Origin of the sequence: Mesorhizobium sp. dw_380 (genome assembly GCF_018588885.1) — a bacterium.
In the GTDB taxonomy this organism is placed as follows: domain Bacteria; phylum Pseudomonadota; class Alphaproteobacteria; order Rhizobiales; family Rhizobiaceae; genus Mesorhizobium.
Map to the genome: position 1 here is coordinate 1 of NZ_JAFFIW010000050.1, position 16,836 is coordinate 16,836.

Below are 16,836 nucleotides of genomic sequence, written 5' to 3' on the forward strand. Positions count from 1 at the left end.
GGGGGGAGACTACGCTCTTCGAGGGCGGCGAGACGGCTGTAGCTGAAACTAAGCGCCCAGCCCTTCGAACAGGATCGTCGACAGATAGCGTTCGGCGAAATCGGGGATGACCACGACCAGGGTCTTGCCCTTGTTCTCCGGCCGCGAGCCGACGACGATTGCCGCCTGCAGGGCGGCACCTGACGAAATGCCGACCGGCACGCCTTCGAGGCGGGCGACGAGGCGGGCGTTGGCGACCGAATCCTCGTTGGAAACCTTGACGATCTCGTCATAGATCGTGGTGTCGAGGATTTTCGGCGCAAAGCCGGCGCCGATGCCCTGGATCTTGTGTGGCCCGGGCTGGCCGCCCGACAGCACCGGCGAGGCCTCCGGCTCGACGGCGACGACATGCAGCGAGGGCTTGCGCTTCTTCAGCACCTGGCCGACGCCGGTGATGGTGCCGCCGGTGCCAATGCCGGCGACGAAGATGTCGACCTCGCCCTGCGTGTCGTTCCAGATCTCCTCCGCTGTCGTCTTTCGGTGGATTTCCGGATTGGCGGGGTTTTCGAACTGCTGCGGGATGATCGCATTGGGGATCGTCGCGGCCAGCTCGTCGGCCTTGGCGATAGCGCCTTTCATGCCTTTCGGGCCTTCGGTCAGCACCAGTTCGGCGCCGAGCAGCGCCAGCATCTTGCGGCGCTCGACCGACATCGTCTCCGGCATGGTCAGGACCAGCTTGTAGCCCTTGGCGGCGGCGGCGAAGGCGAGCGCGATGCCGGTGTTGCCCGAGGTCGGTTCGATCAGCGTCGTCTTGCCGGGCGAAATCTTGCCGGCCGCCTCCAGCGCCTCGATCATCGCCACGCCGATGCGGTCCTTGACCGAGGCGATCGGGTTGAAGAATTCGAGCTTGGCGACGAGCCTGGCGACGACGCCCTTCTCCCTGGCGAACTTGTCGAGCCGTATCAGGGGCGTGTCGCCGATCGTGTCGGTGATGGAATTGTAGATGCGGCCGCGGCCGGGGACGCGGGCAGAGGTGACGGGCTTGTTCATTGGTTTCGCTCCCAGAACTTCAGGCAAGTGAGGATTTCAGGCAAGTGGCATCGCGGCCGGCAAGATAGGGCCTTCGGTCGCGCAAGATAGACCGTCAGGCAAGCATATCCGAGTGGGGCGCATGTCTAAAGCGCTTCCGTCCCGGAAATGCGTTTTCTGAAAACGGCAATCTCAGGAATATTTTGGCTCGAACAGAGGCTACTGGCGGGCGGCGATCGCTGCCGCGGCGCCAACCATGAAGCCTGCCGCGGTGCGGTTCAGCACCTTCAGCGCGCGCGGCGATTTGAGGAACCAGCGCGCCTTGGCCGCCAGCGCCAGGTAGGGCACCAGCACGACGAACAGCACGACGACCGTCAGCGCGACGAGAATGCCGTAGTCGGCCAGAGTGATGGTCTTCAGGTCGACGATGGTCGGCGTGATCGCGAGGTAGAAGATCATCGTCTTCGGATTGCCGAGCGTGACGGTGAGACCGGCGACAAAGCTCGACAGCAATCCGGCCTTGCCCTTTTTCGCTTCGACGGTTTCGGGCGTGATGCCCGCGGTCCAGAAGCGCCAGCCGAGGAAAGCCAGATAGGCGACGCCGGCCCATTTGATTGCCAGGAACACCATGCCGAAAGTCTGCGCCACGAAGGCGAGGCCGAGCACCACTGCGGTCAGGTAGGTGAGGTCGCCGAGCATCAGGCCAAAGGACATGGCGAGCGACGAGCGGAAGCCGGAGCCGAGCGCACGCGCGACAAGTGCGGTGACGCCGGGGCCGGGAATGGCGGCGGCGATGCCGAGGGCGGCGCTGTAGGCGAGAAAGCCGGTGAGGGTCATGGATGCGACCTTGCGTGCTGGGGCGCTGTTGCGACGGCGTCTTGTCGCACAATGTCAGGCGCGCAGGAATTCCCTGAAGCGAGATTCGATTGCACCACGTGGAAATGCGGTCAGGAGCGGCCGCCATCATAGGTCACGCGCCAGATGGTGCCGTTGCCGTCCTCGGTGACGATCAGCGCGCCGTCCTTGGCCACCGCCACGCCCACCGGCCGGCCCCACACCTCGCCGCTGGAGACGACGAAGCCGGTCATGAAATCCTCATACTCGCCGGTCGGCTTGCCATCCCTGAACAGCAGGCGGACGACCTTGTAGCCGGTCCTGTTGCCGCGATTCCACGAACCGTGCAGGGCGACGAACGCGTCGCCCCTGTATTCCCTGGGAAAGCCGCTGTCCGCGGGCAAGCCCTTGCCGTCGTAGAAGGCGATGGTGAGCGGCGCGGAATGCGCCTGCATCAGCACATCGGGAATGGTAGCCTTGCCGGCGAGGTCGGGGCGCTGGCCCTTGTGGCGCGGATCCTCATAATTGCCGATGTAGTACCAGGGCCAGCCGTAGAAGGCGCCTTCCCTGACTGATGTGGCGTATTCGGCCGGCACATTGTCGCCGAGCGCGTCGCGTTCGTTGACGACGCACCACAGCGCGCCGGTCACCGGCTGGACGGTCATGCCCGAACAGTTGCGCAGGCCGGTGGCGACGACGCGGCCGTTCTTGCCGTCCGGGTCGAAGGCCTGCACGTCGGCGCGGCCTTCCTCCGCGCCCCATGTCGCGCCGAGCGGTTTCGTCTTGATCCACGCTTCGAGCCCGCCATCCGGCCTCTTGCCCATGTCCTCGGCGATGTTCGAGCCGGAGCCGACAGACAGATAGATCGTCTTGCCATCGGGCGAAAAGACGATGTCGCGGGTCCAGTGATGATTGGCGGGAATGTTGTCGACAATGGTCTCCGGCTCGCCCGACGCCTTCAGGTCGCCATTGCGGTAGGCAAAGCGCACGATGCTGTCGCTGTTGGCGACATAGACCCATTGCGGGTCGTCGCCTGGCGGGTAGAAGGCAATGCCATAGGGCTGGTGGAGTTTGCCGGCAAAGATGCCTTTCTGGGCAGGTTTCGCGCTGCCCTCGGTCAGGCGGTAAACCCGAATCTGGTTGGCTTCGCTGTTGGCGACGAACAGGTCGCCATTGGGTGCTGTGCGCACGACGCGCGGATTGTCGATGCCCGATGCGATCAGCTCGGCCGAAAATCCGGGCGGCAGCTGCGGCTTTGCGCCTGCCGGCATGTCGGCAACGCCGGCGCTGTTCGAGGCGGATTTGGTGGCGTAGGGCTTCGGCTGGTCCTCCGGCCTGATCAGGCGGCGCAAGCCTGGCTTGTCGGCGCGCCAGTCGCCGAAGGCGGCCGGGCCCTTCAGCACCGGCTGATCGGCCTCTTGGGCAAAGGCCGCGGTGGTGAGAAACAGTGCGGGGATCACCAGTCCGGCCAATCGGATCATTTTGTCCTCCACCTCATCGCGAAGGAAGTTAACGGCCGGTTTGTCGCTGGGTTCCGTCTGAGTTGAAGGAAGCGCAGGTTTTGCTTCTGGGCTCAGGTCCCGGCAGCGTAGAAATCGTCGTCGAGGCGTTTTTCCAGCGCGACCAGATCGGCAGGCAGCGGCAAGCCCATGGCGCGCATTTCCCGCAATTTCTCGCGCAACTGTTCCTGGATCTCGTGCTGGTCCTCCGGCTGGTTTACCATTTCCTCCAGCAGCAGGCTAATGCGGGCCTTGAATTCCTCGAGCGCCATTCTTTTTCTCCAGGGCAGGGCTGTTTCTCGGTTTGGACTTAGGTGTGTCGAGATTGGGTCAGGCCGCCATTCGGAGGCCGGCCTCACCCGAATATCGATACACCTAGCGTAGCATGCGCGATATCAGCTGCGCCGTATAGTCGACCATCGGCACGATGCGGGCATAGTTCAGCCGGGTCGGGCCGATGACGCCGAGCGCGCCGACGACGCGGGCATCCTTGTCGCGATAGGGCGCGACCACCAGCGACGAGCCAGACAGCGAGAACAGCTTGTTTTCCGAGCCGATGAAAATGCGCACGCCCGATCCCTGCTCGGCGAGGTCGAGCAGCTGGATCAGGCCGTCCTGCGTCTCCATGTCCTCGAACAGATGCCGTAGGAGTTCGATGTCGGCCTGGGCGGTGACGTTTTCCAGCAGATTGGCGCGGCCGCGCACGATGAGCCGTGCCGGCAGGCCGCTTTCGGCGCCCGCCCACACCGCCAGCCCCTTCTCGACGAGGTCCTGCGACAGCGTGTCGAGGGCCGCCCTGGTCTCTTCCTTGATACGGGCGATCTCGGTGCGCGCCTCGGCCAGCGTGCGGCCGCGAATATGCGCGTTGAGGAAATTCGAGGCTTCATGCAGCTGCGAGACGGTGATGCCGGCGGGCAGCTCGAGGACGCGGTTTTCGACGTCGCCATTCTGCGACACCAGCACCGCCAGCGCCTTGGTCGGCTCAAGCTGGATGAACTCGATGTGCTTCAGCGCCACCTCGTTCTTGGCGGCCAGCACCAGGCCGGCGCCGCGCGACATGCCCGAAAGCATCTGGCTGGCCTCGGTCAGCATCTGCTCCAGCGTCGCTCCCGAGCCGGAGGCCCGCACCTGCGCCTCGATGGCGCGGCGCTCCTCGTCGGAGAGATCTCCAAGTTCCATGAAGGCGTCGACGAAGAAGCGCAGGCCGGCCTGCGTCGGCAGCCGGCCGGCCGAGATGTGCGGCGCGTAGATCAGCCCGAGATGCTCGAGATCGCTCATCACATTGCGGATGGTGGCCGGCGACAGCGAGGAGGGCAGGATACGCGACAGGCTGCGCGAGCCCACGGGCTCGCCATCCCTGAGATAGGAATCGACGATGCGCCGGAAGATGTCGCGCGAGCGCATGTCGAGGGATTGGAGCGCGGGCGCCTGCGAACTCGGATCGACTGCCTTGGTCATTCGGCCAAAAACCTCCGGCCCAAGGATATAGACTTCGGCCCGGCCCGCGCAAGCCGGTGTCTGTGCCAGATCACCCGGCGCCACGTTTGCGGTCACCCGGCCATTTTCCTTTGCGCCGTGCCCCCCATGCGGCTACAAGCCGGCCAAGATTCCGAAAAATGACGAGAAAGTAGCCTGAATGCGCCCCTCCAAACGCCAATTCGACGAAATGCGCGCCATCTCCTTCGAGCGCGGCGTCTCCAAGCATGCCGAGGGCTCATGCCTGGTGAAGTTCGGCGACACGCATGTGCTGTGCACGGCAAGCCTGGAGGAGAAGGTGCCGGGCTGGATGCGCAATTCCGGCAAGGGCTGGGTGACGGCGGAATATGGCATGCTGCCGCGCTCGACCGGCGAGCGCATGCGCCGCGAGGCCTCCGCCGGCAAGCAGGGCGGCCGCACGCTGGAGATCCAGCGGCTGATCGGCCGTTCGCTGCGCGCCGTGGTCGACCTGCAAGCGCTGGGCGAACAGCAGATCACCGTCGACTGCGACGTTATCCAGGCCGATGGCGGCACCCGCACCGCCTCGATCACCGGCGGCTGGGTGGCGCTCTACGATTGCCTGCGCTGGATGGAAGCGCGGCAGATGGCCAGCGTTTCGAAGGTGCTGAAGGACCACGTCGCGGCGATTTCCTGCGGCATCCATGACGGCCAGCCGGTCATCGATCTCGATTACCTCGAAGATTCCTCGGCCGGCACCGACGCCAATTTCGTCATGACCGGCAAGGGCGGCATCGTCGAGATCCAGGGCACTGCCGAGGGCGAGCCTTTCTCCGAGGACCAGTTCGCAAGCCTGATGGGCCTGGCCAAGAAAGGCATCCAGCGCCTGATCAGTCTGCAGCAGATGGCGGTGGCGTAGTTTTTTGATGCCGCGCTTGAACGCCCCCCTCTGGCCTGCCGGCCATCTCCCCCTCAAGGGGGGAGATCGGCTATCCGGATGGGTTTCGCCAACCGGCGCAATGGGTGCGGCAACGTCGAAGCTGCCAATCTCCCCCCTTGAGGGGGAGATGCCCGGCAGGGCAGAGGGGGGCGCCTCGTGATACCCTCCGCCATTCTTGAATCAGCCCTCTACGTCACCGACCTCGCCGCCGCCGAAGCCTTCTACACCGAAATCCTCGGCCTTCACCTCCTCGGCAAGGTGGACGGGCGCCATCTCTTCTTCCGTTGCGGGCCGGGCGTGCTGCTCATCTTCAATGCCGAAGCGACCAAGATCCCACCGGCGCCCGATGCCAGGCTGAAAGTGCCGCCGCACGGCACCGTCGGCGAAGGTCATCTCTGCTTTGCGGCGACCGCCACCGAGATCGCCGGCTGGAAAGCGCATCTCGAGGCGAAGAAGATCGCCATCGAAAGCGAATTCGAATGGCCGCAAGGTGGCCGTTCGATTTATATACGCGACCCCTCGGGCAATTCGATCGAGTTCGCCGAGCCGAGAATCTGGGGCCTTTGATGCATACGCTTGATAGCAAGAAGATCGTCGTCGCCAGCCACAATGCCGGCAAGCTGCGCGAATTCGCCGATCTGATGGGGCCGTTCGGTTTCGAGGCGAAATCGGCCAGGGACTATGGCTTGCCCGAGCCGGACGAAACCGGCACCACTTTCGAGGAGAACGCCTATATCAAGGCATTGGCCGCCGCCCGGGCGACCGGCCTGCCGGCACTGTCGGATGATTCGGGCCTGTGCGTCGACGCGCTCGATGGCGCGCCCGGCGTTTATACCGCCAACTGGGCCGAAACCCCGGACGGCGGCAGGGATTTCGGCATGGCCATGCAGCGCACCGAAGTGGCGCTGCAGGAAGTCGGCGCCGCCTTGCCTGAGCAGCGCAAGGGCCGTTTTGTCGCCGTCATCTGCCTCGCCTTCCCCGATGGCGACGCCGAATATTATCGTGGCGAGGCCGAAGGCACGCTGGTCTGGCCGCCGCGCGGCGAACTCGGATTCGGCTACGACCCGGTGTTTTTACCCAATGGTTTCGACAAGACCTTCGGCGAGATGAGCGCCGAGGAAAAGCATGGCTGGAAGCCCGGCCAGGCGACCGCTTTGTCGCACCGCGCCCGCGCCTTCCAGGAATTCGCCAAAGCGAGATTGGGCTCGGCATGAACATGCTGCTCGACCGCAGCCCGGGCTTCGGCGTCTACGTCCATTGGCCGTTCTGCGCGGCCAAGTGCCCCTATTGCGACTTCAACAGCCATGTCCGGCATCAGCCGGTCGACCAGGAGCGCTTTGCCGCGGCCTTCGAGGCCGAACTGGCAACCATGCGCCAGCGCACCGGGCCGCGCGACGTGACCAGCATTTTCCTCGGCGGCGGCACGCCATCGCTGATGAAACCGGAAACCGTGGCTAAGGTCCTCGACGCGGTGGCGAAAAACTGGACGGTGCCTGACGGGATCGAGGTGACGCTGGAGGCCAATCCATCCTCGGTCGAGGCCGAAAGGTTTCGCGGCTACCGGGCGGCGGGCGTCAATCGCGTCTCGCTCGGCGTGCAGGCGCTGAACGACAGGGATTTGCGCTTCCTCGGCCGGCTGCACAATGTTGATGAGGCGCTGCACGCCATCGGGCTGGCGCGGGAAATATTCCCGCGGCTGTCCTTCGATCTGATCTACGCCCGGCCCGGCCAGACGCCGGAGGCCTGGGCATCCGAGCTCGAACAGGCGATCGGCCATGCCGCCGATCATCTGTCGCTCTACCAGTTGACCATCGAGGAAGGCACGCCCTTCCATGCGCTGCATGCGGCGAAGAAGTTCATCATCCCCGACAACGACCACGCCGCCGACCTCTATGCGTTGACGCAGGAGATCACGGCGGCGCACGGCCTGCCGGCCTACGAGATTTCCAACCACGCCCGGCCGGGCGCCGAGAGCCGGCACAATCTGACCTACTGGCGCTATGGCGAATATGTCGGCGTCGGCCCCGGCGCGCATGGCCGCTTCGTCGAGAATGGCCGCCGCACTGTGACGATCGCCGAGCGGATGCCGGAAACCTGGGCCAACCTCGTCGAGGCCAAGGGCCATGGCGTGACCGGCGGCGAAATCCTGACGCGTTCCGAAGAGGCCGACGAGTTCCTGCTGATGGGCCTGCGGCTGGCCGAGGGCATCGACCTCTCGCGCTACGAGGCGTTTTCCGGACGTGGCCTGTCGAGCGCGCGGCTGTCCATGCTGCAGGGTGAGGGTCTGGTGGCGCCGATCGGCAATGCGCGGCTGCGCGCCACGCCCGCCGGCATGATCGTGCTCGATGCCGTGGTCGCCGATCTGGCGCGGTAGATGCAGAGGCCAAGTGGCTGTACGGTGGTGGGCGATTTGTCCACTCGAGCGAGGATGTTAGAAGTTCGGCTTGCTTAGTCAAAGGCGCGTCGCGCCGCATCCAAGATGGTCCTGCGATGAAGTTCCTGATCCACGAGACCTTGCGGACATTGAACACGGATGAAGTGTTCGAGTTTGGACTGACCGAGATTTCGAGATCTCCGGGACATGACGATCTCTTTGAGGCGGAAGCGATCTTCATCAGAAATACGAAGGTCACATCTAAAATAAAATTGACTCACTTGAGTGAGTTCAACGTTGTTCTCAGTTTCATAACGTATATCGGAAGTAAACTTCGGGGGATCGCCAAGGATAATTTGGTCGAGTTTGATCTGAATGGACTGACGTTTGATCAGTACATCCCTATGAGCAAAAATCTACGTGAGATCTGGGATGAGTAATCGGTGAAAAATGTCCTCTTCGTCTGCAGCCAGAACCGCTTGCGCAGCCCGACGGCCGAGCAGGTGTTTTCCAGGCGAAGGCATATCGAGGTTGAAGCGGCCGGAACAAACCACGACGCCGACACGCCGCTGACGCATGAGCTGGTCGCCTGGGCCGACATCATCTTCGTCATGGAAAAGGCGCATCGCGCCACGCTGCAGAAGACATTCAAGGCCAGCCTGAAGAAGGCCCGTATCGTCTGCCTCGATATTCCTGACGACTATGAATTCATGGATCCCGAGCTGGTTCGGCCCCTGGAGACGAAAGTGCCGAGACACCTCGGCTGAAAGCATCTGGGCCAAGCGTTGCTGCCGCGCCTTTGTCATGCTCGGCACACACAAAAAACCCGGCGCGAGGCCGGGTTTTTCGGGACATTCTTCTAGCGAGCCTCAGCTCACCTGGACCTTCGAGGCGGCCTCGTCTTCGGCGATCTTCTGCTGGAACATCTGCGCGAAATCGATCGGGTCGAGCATCAGCGGCGGGAAGCCGCCATTGCGCGTCGCCTCGGCGATGATCTGGCGTGCGAAGGGGAACAACAGGCGCGGGCATTCGATGAACAGGATCGGCAGCATGTGCTCCTGCGGGAAGCCCGAAATGGCGAAGACGCCGCCATAAACCAGCTCGACATTAAACAGCACTTCCTGGTCGAAGGAGGCCTTGGCGTTCAGCGTCAAATTGACGTCGAACTGCTTGTCGGAGAGCGGATTGGCATTGACGTTGACGTTGATGGCGATGCCGGGCGCCTTGTCGCGGCCACGCAGCGAATTCGGCGCGCCGGGGCTTTCGAAGGACAGGTCCTTCACATACTGGGCCAGGACGTTGAGCGACGGCTGCGCCGCGTTGCCGTTTCCGTTGGCCGCGCCGGTCGGCGCGTCATCTTTGCTGGCCATGAGCCTTTTCCTTTTGCCTGGGCAGCGTTGCTGACCGCATTGAAATCGGGCGTTCGCTACCATGGCCGGCATGACAAGACAAGGTTTGCCGCCTTGCGACCGGACGGGATCCAGACTGTGTTGAGATTCAGGTCAGGCCGAGTCGAAAATGGTGGTTTCCGAGAACCGGAGCGGAGCGTACTTTTGGTACGTGAGCACCGGAAGCGCAGGAAGCCGCCATTTGCAGACCGGCATCACCTGAATATCAATACAGTCTCAGTCGTCCTTCAGGCGGCGCCACGGCGAATTGTGGTCGGGGCCGCGCTTCAGATCGTCCTCGCGCGAATAGTCGCCGTCGTCGAGGTCGATGACCTTGTCGCGCGGCCTGCCGCGGAAGCCGCCGGCGGTGAAATTGGTGGCCACGACGATGCGGCCCTTGAACAGGCGCCAGGCAAGGTCGCGCACCGGCGGCAGGAACAGGAGCAAGCCGATAATGTCCGTGATGAAGCCCGGGATGATCAAAAGGATCGCCGCCACCACGATCATGGCGCCATGGGCAAGCTGCTGGCTGGGATCGCGGCCGGCATCCATTTCGGCGCGGATGCGAGCCATGACGCCGAAACCCTGGTGCCGCAGCAAGAGCACGCCGGCGATGCTCGAGGCCAGCACCAGGCCGACCGTCGCCAGCGCGCCGACCTCGCGGCCGACGACGACGAACCCGGCGATTTCCAGCAGCGGAAGCGCGAGCAGGAAGAGGGGAAGGAAAGAAATGCGCAAGTCTTGCCAACCTTTTTCGGTCGTTTTGGCCGTTTCGACTGTTTTGCCCGGCCGGCGACCAATCGCCGCTGGCACGGAGGCTGTTAGATAGGTATGCCTGCCTTTGATTTGAATGATTGCGCCTTGCGTTCTATATGCTTTGGATGTTGAGCGCTATGCGACCGCGGCCTGTTGGCTGGATGGTCCGGCCTAGAGGCAGGGATTGATTGGCGGAAGATATGGGTTTCTTCGACTTCGGCACGATTTTCTTCCTGATCGCGGCGGTGGTGATCTTCTTCCAGCTGCGCAATGTGCTGGGCCGTCGGACCGGTAGCGAGCGGCCGCCCTTCGACCCCTACACGGCAGCACGCACCGACAAGGACGCCACCCAGAAACCCGAGAACGTCGTTTCGCTGCCGCGCAAGCGGCTGCCGGGTGAACCGGCACCGGCCGACACCTATGCGGCCATCGACGCCTTCGCCAAGCCTGACACGGACCTCAACAAGGGCCTGCGCGCGATCAAGGACAATGACCCGTCCTTCGATCCGAAGGGATTCGTCGACGGCGCCAAGATGGCCTATGAGATGATCGTCATGGCCTATGCCGACGGCGACCGCAAAACGCTGAAGAACCTTCTGTCGCGCGAGGTCTTCGACGGCTTCGTCGCGGCGATCGGCGAACGCGAGGCCAAGTCGGAAAAGATCCAGTCCTCCTTCGTCGGCATCGACAAGGCCGACATCGTCTCGGCCGAGATGAAGGGCGGCGAGGCGCATGTGACGCTGCGCATCATCAGCGAGCTGATTTCGGCGACGCGCGACAAGGCGGGTGCCGTGATCGACGGCGATCCGGAAACCGTGGCCGAGGTCAAGGATGTCTGGACCTTCGCCCGCGATACGCGCTCGCGCGATCCGAACTGGAAGCTGGTCGCCACCGAAGAAGAAGACTGAGCCCGATGCATATCGCCCAAAAGTGCGAAGCGGTTTTGGGACAAGGACTTGCATCAAGACCAGGATCCGAAGCGCGTCGTATGACCGTCTTCAAGCACGACGCGCTTTAGGCAAGGGCGGGCTCAGGTGTCGCTGTCGCCTCTCCTCCTTGAAAAATCCTTCGACGACTTGCCCGGCTGGGGCGGCGACGAACATCTGCCGGCCTTCGAGGCGTTTCGCCGTTCGGCCTTGCATGTGCCGACCAAGCCTTATCGCAGCGGCGCGCTCGGCGTCGACTTCAACGCCTTTGCCGAAGCCTATGCCGAAGCGCGCGGCGTCTCTCCGGCGAACCAACAGCAGGCCCGCGCGTTCTTCGAGCGCCATTTTGTCCCCATGCTGGTCCGGCCCGAGGCCGGGGGCGCCGGCCTAGTCACCGGTTTCTACGAACCGCAAGTCGAGGCTTCGCCGGTGCGGACGGGGCGTTTTGTCGTGCCGCTCATGTCGCGTCCTGCCGATCTGGTCGATGTCGACGACGCCAACCGGCCGCAGGGGATGGACCCCTATCTCGCTTTCGCGCGCCGGACGGCGGACGGGCCGGTTGAGTATTTCGACCGCGGCGCGATCGAACGCGGTGCGCTTGCCGGCCAGGGGCTGGAGATCGCCTGGCTGGCCGACAAGGTCGATGCCTTCTTCATCCACGTGCAAGGGGCGGCACGGCTCGCCATGACCGACGGCCGGCTTTGCCGCGTCACCTACGCGGCCAAGTCCGGCCAGCGTTTCACCGGACCCGGCAAGGTGTTGAGTGAGGCAGGCGAAATCCCGCTGGCGGAGGTGACGATGCAGTCGATCCGCGCCTGGTTCAAGGCGCATCCCAAGCGCGTCGACGAGATCCTGTGGCAGAACCGCTCCTACATCTTCTTCCGGAAGGCCGATGTCGACGACGCGGCGCTTGGCCCGATCGCCGCCGCCAAGGTGCCGCTGACGCCGGGCCGCTCGGTCGCGGTCGACCGGCTGCTGCACACATTCGGCACGCCTTTTTACATCGACGCGCCGACGCTCACCGCGTTCGAGGCAAAACCATTCCGGCGGCTGATGATCGCGCAAGATACAGGTTCGGCCATCACCGGGCCGGCGCGTGGCGATCTCTTCGCCGGTTCGGGCGATGCGGCCGGCGAGATCGCCGGCGTGGTGCGCAACGCCGCCGATTTCTATGCGCTGGTGCCGCGCGCGCTGGTCGGGGGCGCACGATGACCAGGCGTCCGGACAAGCTCAGCGAGGACGACCGGGTGCTGTGGAACCTTGTGGCGCGCACGGCCAAGCCGCTGAAGGGCAGGGCCGCCGTCGATATTCCCGACATCGCCGCCGATTCCAGGCCAGCGGCGCCGCAAACGGCCCAGCCCGCCGCCAATGCGCCAGGCGCGGCAAAGCCGAAGGCACAGCATGTCACGCACCGCCTCGACGAACCGACGCTGGACAAATTGTCAAAGGGCAGGCTGCCGATCGAGGGCCGCGTCGACCTGCATGGCATGACGCAGGACGAGGCCTATTCGCTGCTGTTCTCGTTCCTGCACCGGGCGCATGCCGGCGGCATCCGCTATGTCCTCGTCATCACCGGCAAGGGATCTTCCTCGGGCGGCGACGGCGTGTTGCGGCGCGCGGTGCCCGCCTGGCTGTCGACGCCGGCGTTCCGGCCGCTGGTCTCCAGCCACGACCATGCCGCCCGCAACCATGGCGGCTCGGGCGCGCTCTATATCAGGCTGCGGCGAGCGCGCTCATGAGGGCTGAAGCCGTGAGGCCGGGCGCATGACGCCATTCGGCGAGAAGCTGCGGGCACTCAGGAACGAGCGCGGCGTCAGCCAGAAGGACATGGCGGCGGCGATCGGCGTCAGCGCCGCCTATCTGTCGGCGCTCGAGCATGGCAGGCGCGGTGCGCCGACCTGGACGCTGATCCAGAAGATCATCGGCTATTTCAACATCATCTGGGACGATGCCGAGGAGCTGGCGCGGCTGGCCGAGGCCTCGCATCCCCGGGTGAAACTCGACACGTCGGGTCTCAACCCCGCCGCCACCGAGCTTGCCAATCTTTTGGCCGAGAATATCGAGAAGCTCGACGAAGCGGAGCTGCGCCGCATCACCGCATCGATCCGCGCGGCGCTGAGCCGGCGGGCGTAGATCTCTCTACTCGGATGTCGCGACGGCGTCCGCCTGATCGTAAAACAGTGCCCGCCGGCAAGCCGCCGGCGGGCCTTGCAGCGAAATCATTTCTTGCCGGCCGTGCCGCCGCCATTGTTTCCCCTGCCGCCATTGTCGTGATGGTCACGGCCACCATTTCCACCGCCTAGGCAGTCCGATGCGCCGGCCGCGCTGCAACAGCGGCCGCTCCACAGGTCGTTGAGGTTGGTCTTGGCGCAGCTTGGAATGGTCTGATCGGCCAGAGCGGATCCGGCCAGGGCCGACACCGCGACGGCTGCGAGAAATGCATTTCGCAAAAGAGCAGTCATTTGAAGTCTCCATGGTTGGTTTCGGTTCACGGCTGTGTGTCGCTGGCCGGACCGAAATGGTTCATGGAGGGATGCGAGAAATTATTAGAGGAATGCGCGAGGTGCGCGGCTGGCCATGTCGGCGCCGCCCCTCATCCGCCTGCCGGCACCTTCTCCCCGTATAGTGACGGGGAGAAGGGGTAGCCGCGCCGCTGGCGCTTGCTTTGCGACGTTGATGATTGGCGAAAGCGGCGATGACAGCCTTTTTCTCCCCGTCACTATACGGGGAGAAATGTCCGGCAGGACAATGAGGGGCGGCGCCAAACTTCTGTTATTGCCGGGAAAACCGAGAGCGGCCGCGCGGCCAAAACCGCCACCAGTCCCTATTGCACCGACCCCACCAGAACCTGCTGGCCGCCGCGGATCGAGACCCAGCGGCCGGTGTTGTCGGTCGCCTGCCGCTTGAGGAAGCGGTAGCCGGTCTGGTCCCACGGCCTGACCTTGTCGGTCAGATTGTCAAGCACATAGTCGCCCTTGTCGGTGCGCACCGTCAGCACGGAGTGTCCTTCGCCATCGGGCTTGCGCACCACGGTGATGAGAAGATCGGCAAGCGACATGCCCATGTGGGACAGCCGGCGGCGCTTTTCCAGGACATAGTCCTCGCAATCGCCGACGCCCTTGTCGGGATAGGCCCAGACCTCGTCCTTGCCGTAAATATCCATGTCGCTCATCGGCTTGACGGCGGCATTGACCCGGGCGGTGACGCCGGCGAGCTTGCGCATCAGCCCGTCGGTCATTCTGGCCGGCGCCAGATTGCCTGGACGGATCGAGCACTCGCCGGGATGCAGCTTGCAGAAATCATAGTGGCCGATCGGCTGCGAGGTCATACCCCCGGTCGCCATCGCTCCGGCAGCCATTGCCGGCGCCATCCAGCCTCCCGTGGCTGCCAGACCGGCTGCGGCCACGCACAAACGCAGCCTTCTTGCCATTGTTGAGGAATTCATTGTCCCCGCTCACCCTGTTGTTAATGAAACGTTAAGGGCGATTGACAGTCTGTGTCAATTACGAAGACGGCCTGATTTGCAGCATGGTTACCCGGAGAGGGGTAGCGGCACTTGTTCGACAGAAACGCACTGGCGCCGATTTTCGGCCCAGTGCTCGCAATTACGGACTGCCTATCGCTTGGCGGTGCGGACCAGCTTCGGCTTCACGGCAACACGGTTCTGGCGGCCATAGCTGGTGATGAAGTCGACGATGCGCGGCACGATCTCGGAGCGGAAGCGCGAGCCGTTGAAGACGCCGTAATGGCCGACCGCGGGCTGCATATAGTGCGCCTTCTTGTCGGCCGGAATGTTGACGCACAGATCCTGGGCCGCCTTGGTCTGGCCAAGGCCCGATATGTCGTCGTTCTCGCCTTCGACCGTGAACAGGGCGACGTTGCGGATGGCGGACGTGTCGATCCTGGTGCCGCGATGCGTCATCTCGCCCTTGGGCAAGGCATGGCGCACGAAGACGGTGTCGACCGTTTGCAGGTAGAACTCCGCCGTCAGATCCATCACCGCCAGATATTCGTCATAGAAGTCGCGATGCTTCTCGGCGCTGTCGCCATCATGCTTCACAAGGTGCATGAAGAAGTCCTTGTGGGCGGTGATGTGGCGGTCGAGGTTCATGCTCATGAAGCCGGACAGCTGCAGGAAGCCGGGATAGACCTCACGGCCGAAGCCGGGCACCGGCCAGGGCGCGCGCATGATGACATTGTCGCGGAACCAATCGATGCCCTTTTCCTCGGCCAGCAGATTGACCGCGGTCGGATTGCGGCGGGTGTCGATCGGCCCGCCCATCAACGTCATCGTCGAAGGGACGAACGGGTCGCCCTTGGTCTCCATCAGCGCCACCGCCGCCAGAACCGGCACGGAAGGCTGGCATACCGCCATCACATGGGTGTCGGGCCCCAGCGCGTGCAGCATGTCGATGACATAGTCGATGTAATCGTCGAGATCGAATTGGCCGTCGGCCAGCGGCACCATGCGGGCGTCGACCCAGTCGGTGATGTGAACGTCGGCATAGGGCAGCATCGCCTCTGCCGTGCCGCGCAGCAGCGTCGCATAATGGCCCGACATCGGCGCCACGATCAGAAGCTTCGGGTCCGGCCGGCGGCCTGCGGGAACGTCGCGCTCGAAACGGACGAGATTGCAGAACGGCTTCGACCAGACGGTTTTTTCGGTGACCGCGACGCTCTTCCAGTCGACCACGGTCTTGTCGAGGCCGAAGACCGGCTTGCCGTAGCGGCGCGTGGTACGCTCGAACAGTTCGGCGGTGGCCGCGACCGAGCGGCCCCAGGACGTGTGCGAGAATGGATTGAGCGGATTGGAGTAGAACATCCGCACCGCATCGGCGTACAGGCGCGCGGGCTGCACGGCGGCGTGGTTCATTTCATAGAGCTGGTAGAACATCGAGAACCCCGCTGCTGCCTGCGACCGAAGGGACGACGAGCAGCGCCGAGCCTAAATGTCTCGCGGGGAAGTTAACAACTAATTGCTGCGATGCAATACGTCACGTCGCGTGATTTATACTCATTCTTTCGTCCAAGGCTTTGGAAATCGGCCCTGAACGGGGCGAGCCGGCTCAGTGTGCGCTGCGACGAAGGCATTGCCGGGTCCGGGCCATCTCGGGATCGGGGCCGGACCCAGACATGTCAGACACGGGCCATGCAGACCGCGGTCTGGCCGGAGCCGATGAAGCCGAGCTGGCCGGCGGCACCTTTCGACAGGTCGAGCACGCGGCCCCTGACGAACGGGCCCCGATCGTTGATGCGCACGACGACGCTGCGGCCGTTGTTCTTGTTGGTGACAAGCAGCTTGGTGCCGAAAGGCAGCGTGCGGTGGGCGGCGGTCAAGGCCGAAGGGTTCATGCGTTCGCCCGAAGCGGTGCGCGAGTGCAGTGCGTACCAGGAGGCGCGGCCACACTGGCCGGCGGCGGCGGTTGCGGAGGTGGCGGAGGCGCCGACCATCAGGCCAGCCGCGATCGTTACCGCGACAAGCGCGGTCTGGTTTAAACTCTTCATATTTGGGGGATGGCTCCGTTTTTGACAGACCCAAGCGGTTAAGTGCGGAATAAGGCAGGAAATGCGGCAGTGATCTGGCGGTTCCGTGGCGAGATCACACGTTTGGAGTCAAGAGGTAACAGTCTGTCATGGATTTTCCGGTGATCCAGGATCAGTCATCCGATGATCTTCC

General features: G+C 63.9%; 21 protein-coding genes. 10 read left to right on the plus strand and 11 right to left on the minus strand.

Annotated elements, in window-relative coordinates; genetic code table 11:
- Positions 1-48: 48 nt before the first annotated feature.
- The 5 genes from cysK to hrcA form a co-directional block, all read right to left on the minus strand.
- Positions 49-1,029: a cysteine synthase A gene (gene cysK, locus JT360_RS29400; protein ID WP_214476299.1), complete on the minus strand. Its 981-nt coding sequence runs from the start codon at positions 1,027-1,029 to the stop codon at positions 49-51.
- Positions 1,030-1,227: 198 nt separating this feature from the next.
- A complete protein-coding gene (locus tag JT360_RS29405) occupies positions 1,228-1,845 on the minus strand; it encodes a LysE family translocator (protein WP_214476301.1) in 618 nt (205 codons plus the stop codon).
- A gap of 110 nt (positions 1,846-1,955) precedes the next feature.
- Positions 1,956-3,323 (minus strand): PQQ-dependent sugar dehydrogenase, encoded by a 1,368-nt coding sequence (locus JT360_RS29410; RefSeq protein ID WP_214476303.1) that lies wholly within the window; start codon positions 3,321-3,323, stop codon positions 1,956-1,958.
- Between the two features lie 92 nt (positions 3,324-3,415).
- The gene (locus tag JT360_RS29415) at positions 3,416-3,613 is read right to left on the minus strand and encodes a hypothetical protein (protein WP_013892036.1); all 198 of its coding nucleotides are present in this window, start codon (positions 3,611-3,613) and stop codon (positions 3,416-3,418) included.
- A 103-nt stretch (positions 3,614-3,716) separates the two neighbouring features.
- Complete coding sequence (hrcA, locus tag JT360_RS29420) at positions 3,717-4,799, minus strand: heat-inducible transcriptional repressor HrcA (protein WP_214476305.1); 1,083 nt, start codon at positions 4,797-4,799, stop codon at positions 3,717-3,719.
- A 178-nt stretch (positions 4,800-4,977) separates the two neighbouring features.
- Here hrcA and rph point away from each other — a divergent pair, with 178 nt between their 5' ends.
- The 6 genes from rph (at position 4,978) to JT360_RS29450 (ending at position 8,856) form a co-directional block, all read left to right on the plus strand.
- Positions 4,978-5,694 carry a ribonuclease PH gene (rph, locus tag JT360_RS29425; protein ID WP_214476307.1) on the plus strand — a complete coding sequence of 239 codons (717 nt, stop codon included), beginning with the start codon at positions 4,978-4,980 and terminating at the stop codon, positions 5,692-5,694.
- A gap of 177 nt (positions 5,695-5,871) precedes the next feature.
- Positions 5,872-6,282, plus strand: a complete 411-nt coding sequence (locus tag JT360_RS29430) for a VOC family protein (RefSeq protein WP_214476309.1) — start codon at positions 5,872-5,874, stop codon at positions 6,280-6,282.
- Positions 6,282-6,929, plus strand: coding sequence for an RdgB/HAM1 family non-canonical purine NTP pyrophosphatase (gene rdgB, locus JT360_RS29435; RefSeq protein WP_214476311.1), 648 nt, complete (start codon positions 6,282-6,284; stop codon positions 6,927-6,929). Before JT360_RS29430 ends, rdgB begins: the two co-directional genes overlap by 1 nt.
- Positions 6,926-8,089 (plus strand): radical SAM family heme chaperone HemW, encoded by a 1,164-nt coding sequence (gene hemW / locus JT360_RS29440; protein ID WP_214476312.1) that lies wholly within the window; start codon positions 6,926-6,928, stop codon positions 8,087-8,089. The genes rdgB and hemW overlap by 4 nt, the downstream gene beginning before the upstream one ends.
- A gap of 116 nt (positions 8,090-8,205) precedes the next feature.
- Positions 8,206-8,529, plus strand: a complete 324-nt coding sequence (locus JT360_RS29445; RefSeq protein ID WP_214476314.1) for a hypothetical protein — start codon at positions 8,206-8,208, stop codon at positions 8,527-8,529.
- 3 nt (positions 8,530-8,532) lie between these two features.
- A complete protein-coding gene (locus tag JT360_RS29450; protein ID WP_214476317.1) occupies positions 8,533-8,856 on the plus strand; it encodes a low molecular weight protein tyrosine phosphatase family protein in 324 nt (107 codons plus the stop codon).
- 102 nt (positions 8,857-8,958) lie between these two features.
- On the opposite strand, the gene secB is transcribed toward JT360_RS29450, so the two are convergent.
- The gene (secB, locus tag JT360_RS29455) at positions 8,959-9,459 is read right to left on the minus strand and encodes a protein-export chaperone SecB (protein WP_214476318.1); all 501 of its coding nucleotides are present in this window, start codon (positions 9,457-9,459) and stop codon (positions 8,959-8,961) included.
- A 255-nt stretch (positions 9,460-9,714) separates the two neighbouring features.
- A complete protein-coding gene (locus JT360_RS29460; protein WP_214476320.1) occupies positions 9,715-10,215 on the minus strand; it encodes an FxsA family protein in 501 nt (166 codons plus the stop codon).
- 218 nt (positions 10,216-10,433) lie between these two features.
- Between JT360_RS29460 and JT360_RS29465 the strand changes: the two genes are divergently transcribed.
- From JT360_RS29465 to JT360_RS29480, 4 genes are all read left to right on the plus strand, one after another.
- On the plus strand, positions 10,434-11,141 hold the full coding sequence (locus tag JT360_RS29465) for a Tim44/TimA family putative adaptor protein (RefSeq protein ID WP_214476322.1): 708 nt from the start codon (positions 10,434-10,436) through the stop codon (positions 11,139-11,141).
- Positions 11,142-11,267: 126 nt separating this feature from the next.
- On the plus strand, positions 11,268-12,371 hold the full coding sequence (mltA, locus tag JT360_RS29470; protein ID WP_214476325.1) for a murein transglycosylase A: 1,104 nt from the start codon (positions 11,268-11,270) through the stop codon (positions 12,369-12,371).
- Positions 12,368-12,898, plus strand: coding sequence for a Smr/MutS family protein (locus JT360_RS29475; protein WP_214476327.1), 531 nt, complete (start codon positions 12,368-12,370; stop codon positions 12,896-12,898). Before mltA ends, JT360_RS29475 begins: the two co-directional genes overlap by 4 nt.
- A gap of 25 nt (positions 12,899-12,923) precedes the next feature.
- Positions 12,924-13,292, plus strand: coding sequence for a helix-turn-helix domain-containing protein (locus JT360_RS29480; RefSeq protein ID WP_214476328.1), 369 nt, complete (start codon positions 12,924-12,926; stop codon positions 13,290-13,292).
- An 86-nt stretch (positions 13,293-13,378) separates the two neighbouring features.
- Here JT360_RS29480 and JT360_RS29485 read toward each other — a convergent pair whose 3' ends face one another.
- The 4 genes from JT360_RS29485 to JT360_RS29500 all read right to left on the minus strand — a co-directional run bounded on the left by JT360_RS29485 (position 13,379) and on the right by JT360_RS29500 (position 16,664).
- Positions 13,379-13,621, minus strand: coding sequence for a hypothetical protein (locus JT360_RS29485; protein WP_214476330.1), 243 nt, complete (start codon positions 13,619-13,621; stop codon positions 13,379-13,381).
- A 362-nt stretch (positions 13,622-13,983) separates the two neighbouring features.
- On the minus strand, positions 13,984-14,604 hold the full coding sequence (locus JT360_RS29490; protein WP_214476332.1) for a transglutaminase-like cysteine peptidase: 621 nt from the start codon (positions 14,602-14,604) through the stop codon (positions 13,984-13,986).
- A 171-nt stretch (positions 14,605-14,775) separates the two neighbouring features.
- Positions 14,776-16,053, minus strand: a complete 1,278-nt coding sequence (locus JT360_RS29495; protein ID WP_214476334.1) for a polyhydroxyalkanoate depolymerase — start codon at positions 16,051-16,053, stop codon at positions 14,776-14,778.
- A gap of 242 nt (positions 16,054-16,295) precedes the next feature.
- On the minus strand, positions 16,296-16,664 hold the full coding sequence (locus JT360_RS29500) for a septal ring lytic transglycosylase RlpA family protein (protein ID WP_214476336.1): 369 nt from the start codon (positions 16,662-16,664) through the stop codon (positions 16,296-16,298).
- Positions 16,665-16,836 lie beyond the last annotated feature (172 nt).

Coding starts and splice junctions, on each gene's coding strand:
- cysK (WP_214476299.1), bottom strand. CDS start 1,029: ATGAACAAGCCCGTCACCTCTGCCCGCGTCCCCGGCCGCGGCCGCATC.
- JT360_RS29405 (WP_214476301.1), bottom strand. CDS start 1,845: ATGACCCTCACCGGCTTTCTCGCCTACAGCGCCGCCCTCGGCATCGCC.
- JT360_RS29410 (WP_214476303.1), bottom strand. CDS start 3,323: ATGATCCGATTGGCCGGACTGGTGATCCCCGCACTGTTTCTCACCACC.
- JT360_RS29415 (WP_013892036.1), bottom strand. CDS start 3,613: ATGGCGCTCGAGGAATTCAAGGCCCGCATTAGCCTGCTGCTGGAGGAA.
- hrcA (WP_214476305.1), bottom strand. CDS start 4,799: ATGACCAAGGCAGTCGATCCGAGTTCGCAGGCGCCCGCGCTCCAATCC.
- rph (WP_214476307.1), top strand. CDS start 4,978: ATGCGCCCCTCCAAACGCCAATTCGACGAAATGCGCGCCATCTCCTTC.
- rdgB (WP_214476311.1), top strand. CDS start 6,282: ATGCATACGCTTGATAGCAAGAAGATCGTCGTCGCCAGCCACAATGCC.
- hemW (WP_214476312.1), top strand. CDS start 6,926: ATGAACATGCTGCTCGACCGCAGCCCGGGCTTCGGCGTCTACGTCCAT.
- JT360_RS29445 (WP_214476314.1), top strand. CDS start 8,206: ATGAAGTTCCTGATCCACGAGACCTTGCGGACATTGAACACGGATGAA.
- secB (WP_214476318.1), bottom strand. CDS start 9,459: ATGGCCAGCAAAGATGACGCGCCGACCGGCGCGGCCAACGGAAACGGC.
- JT360_RS29465 (WP_214476322.1), top strand. CDS start 10,434: ATGGGTTTCTTCGACTTCGGCACGATTTTCTTCCTGATCGCGGCGGTG.
- JT360_RS29475 (WP_214476327.1), top strand. CDS start 12,368: ATGACCAGGCGTCCGGACAAGCTCAGCGAGGACGACCGGGTGCTGTGG.
- JT360_RS29480 (WP_214476328.1), top strand. CDS start 12,924: ATGACGCCATTCGGCGAGAAGCTGCGGGCACTCAGGAACGAGCGCGGC.
- JT360_RS29485 (WP_214476330.1), bottom strand. CDS start 13,621: ATGACTGCTCTTTTGCGAAATGCATTTCTCGCAGCCGTCGCGGTGTCG.
- JT360_RS29490 (WP_214476332.1), bottom strand. CDS start 14,604: ATGAATTCCTCAACAATGGCAAGAAGGCTGCGTTTGTGCGTGGCCGCA.
- JT360_RS29495 (WP_214476334.1), bottom strand. CDS start 16,053: ATGTTCTACCAGCTCTATGAAATGAACCACGCCGCCGTGCAGCCCGCG.
- JT360_RS29500 (WP_214476336.1), bottom strand. CDS start 16,664: ATGAAGAGTTTAAACCAGACCGCGCTTGTCGCGGTAACGATCGCGGCT.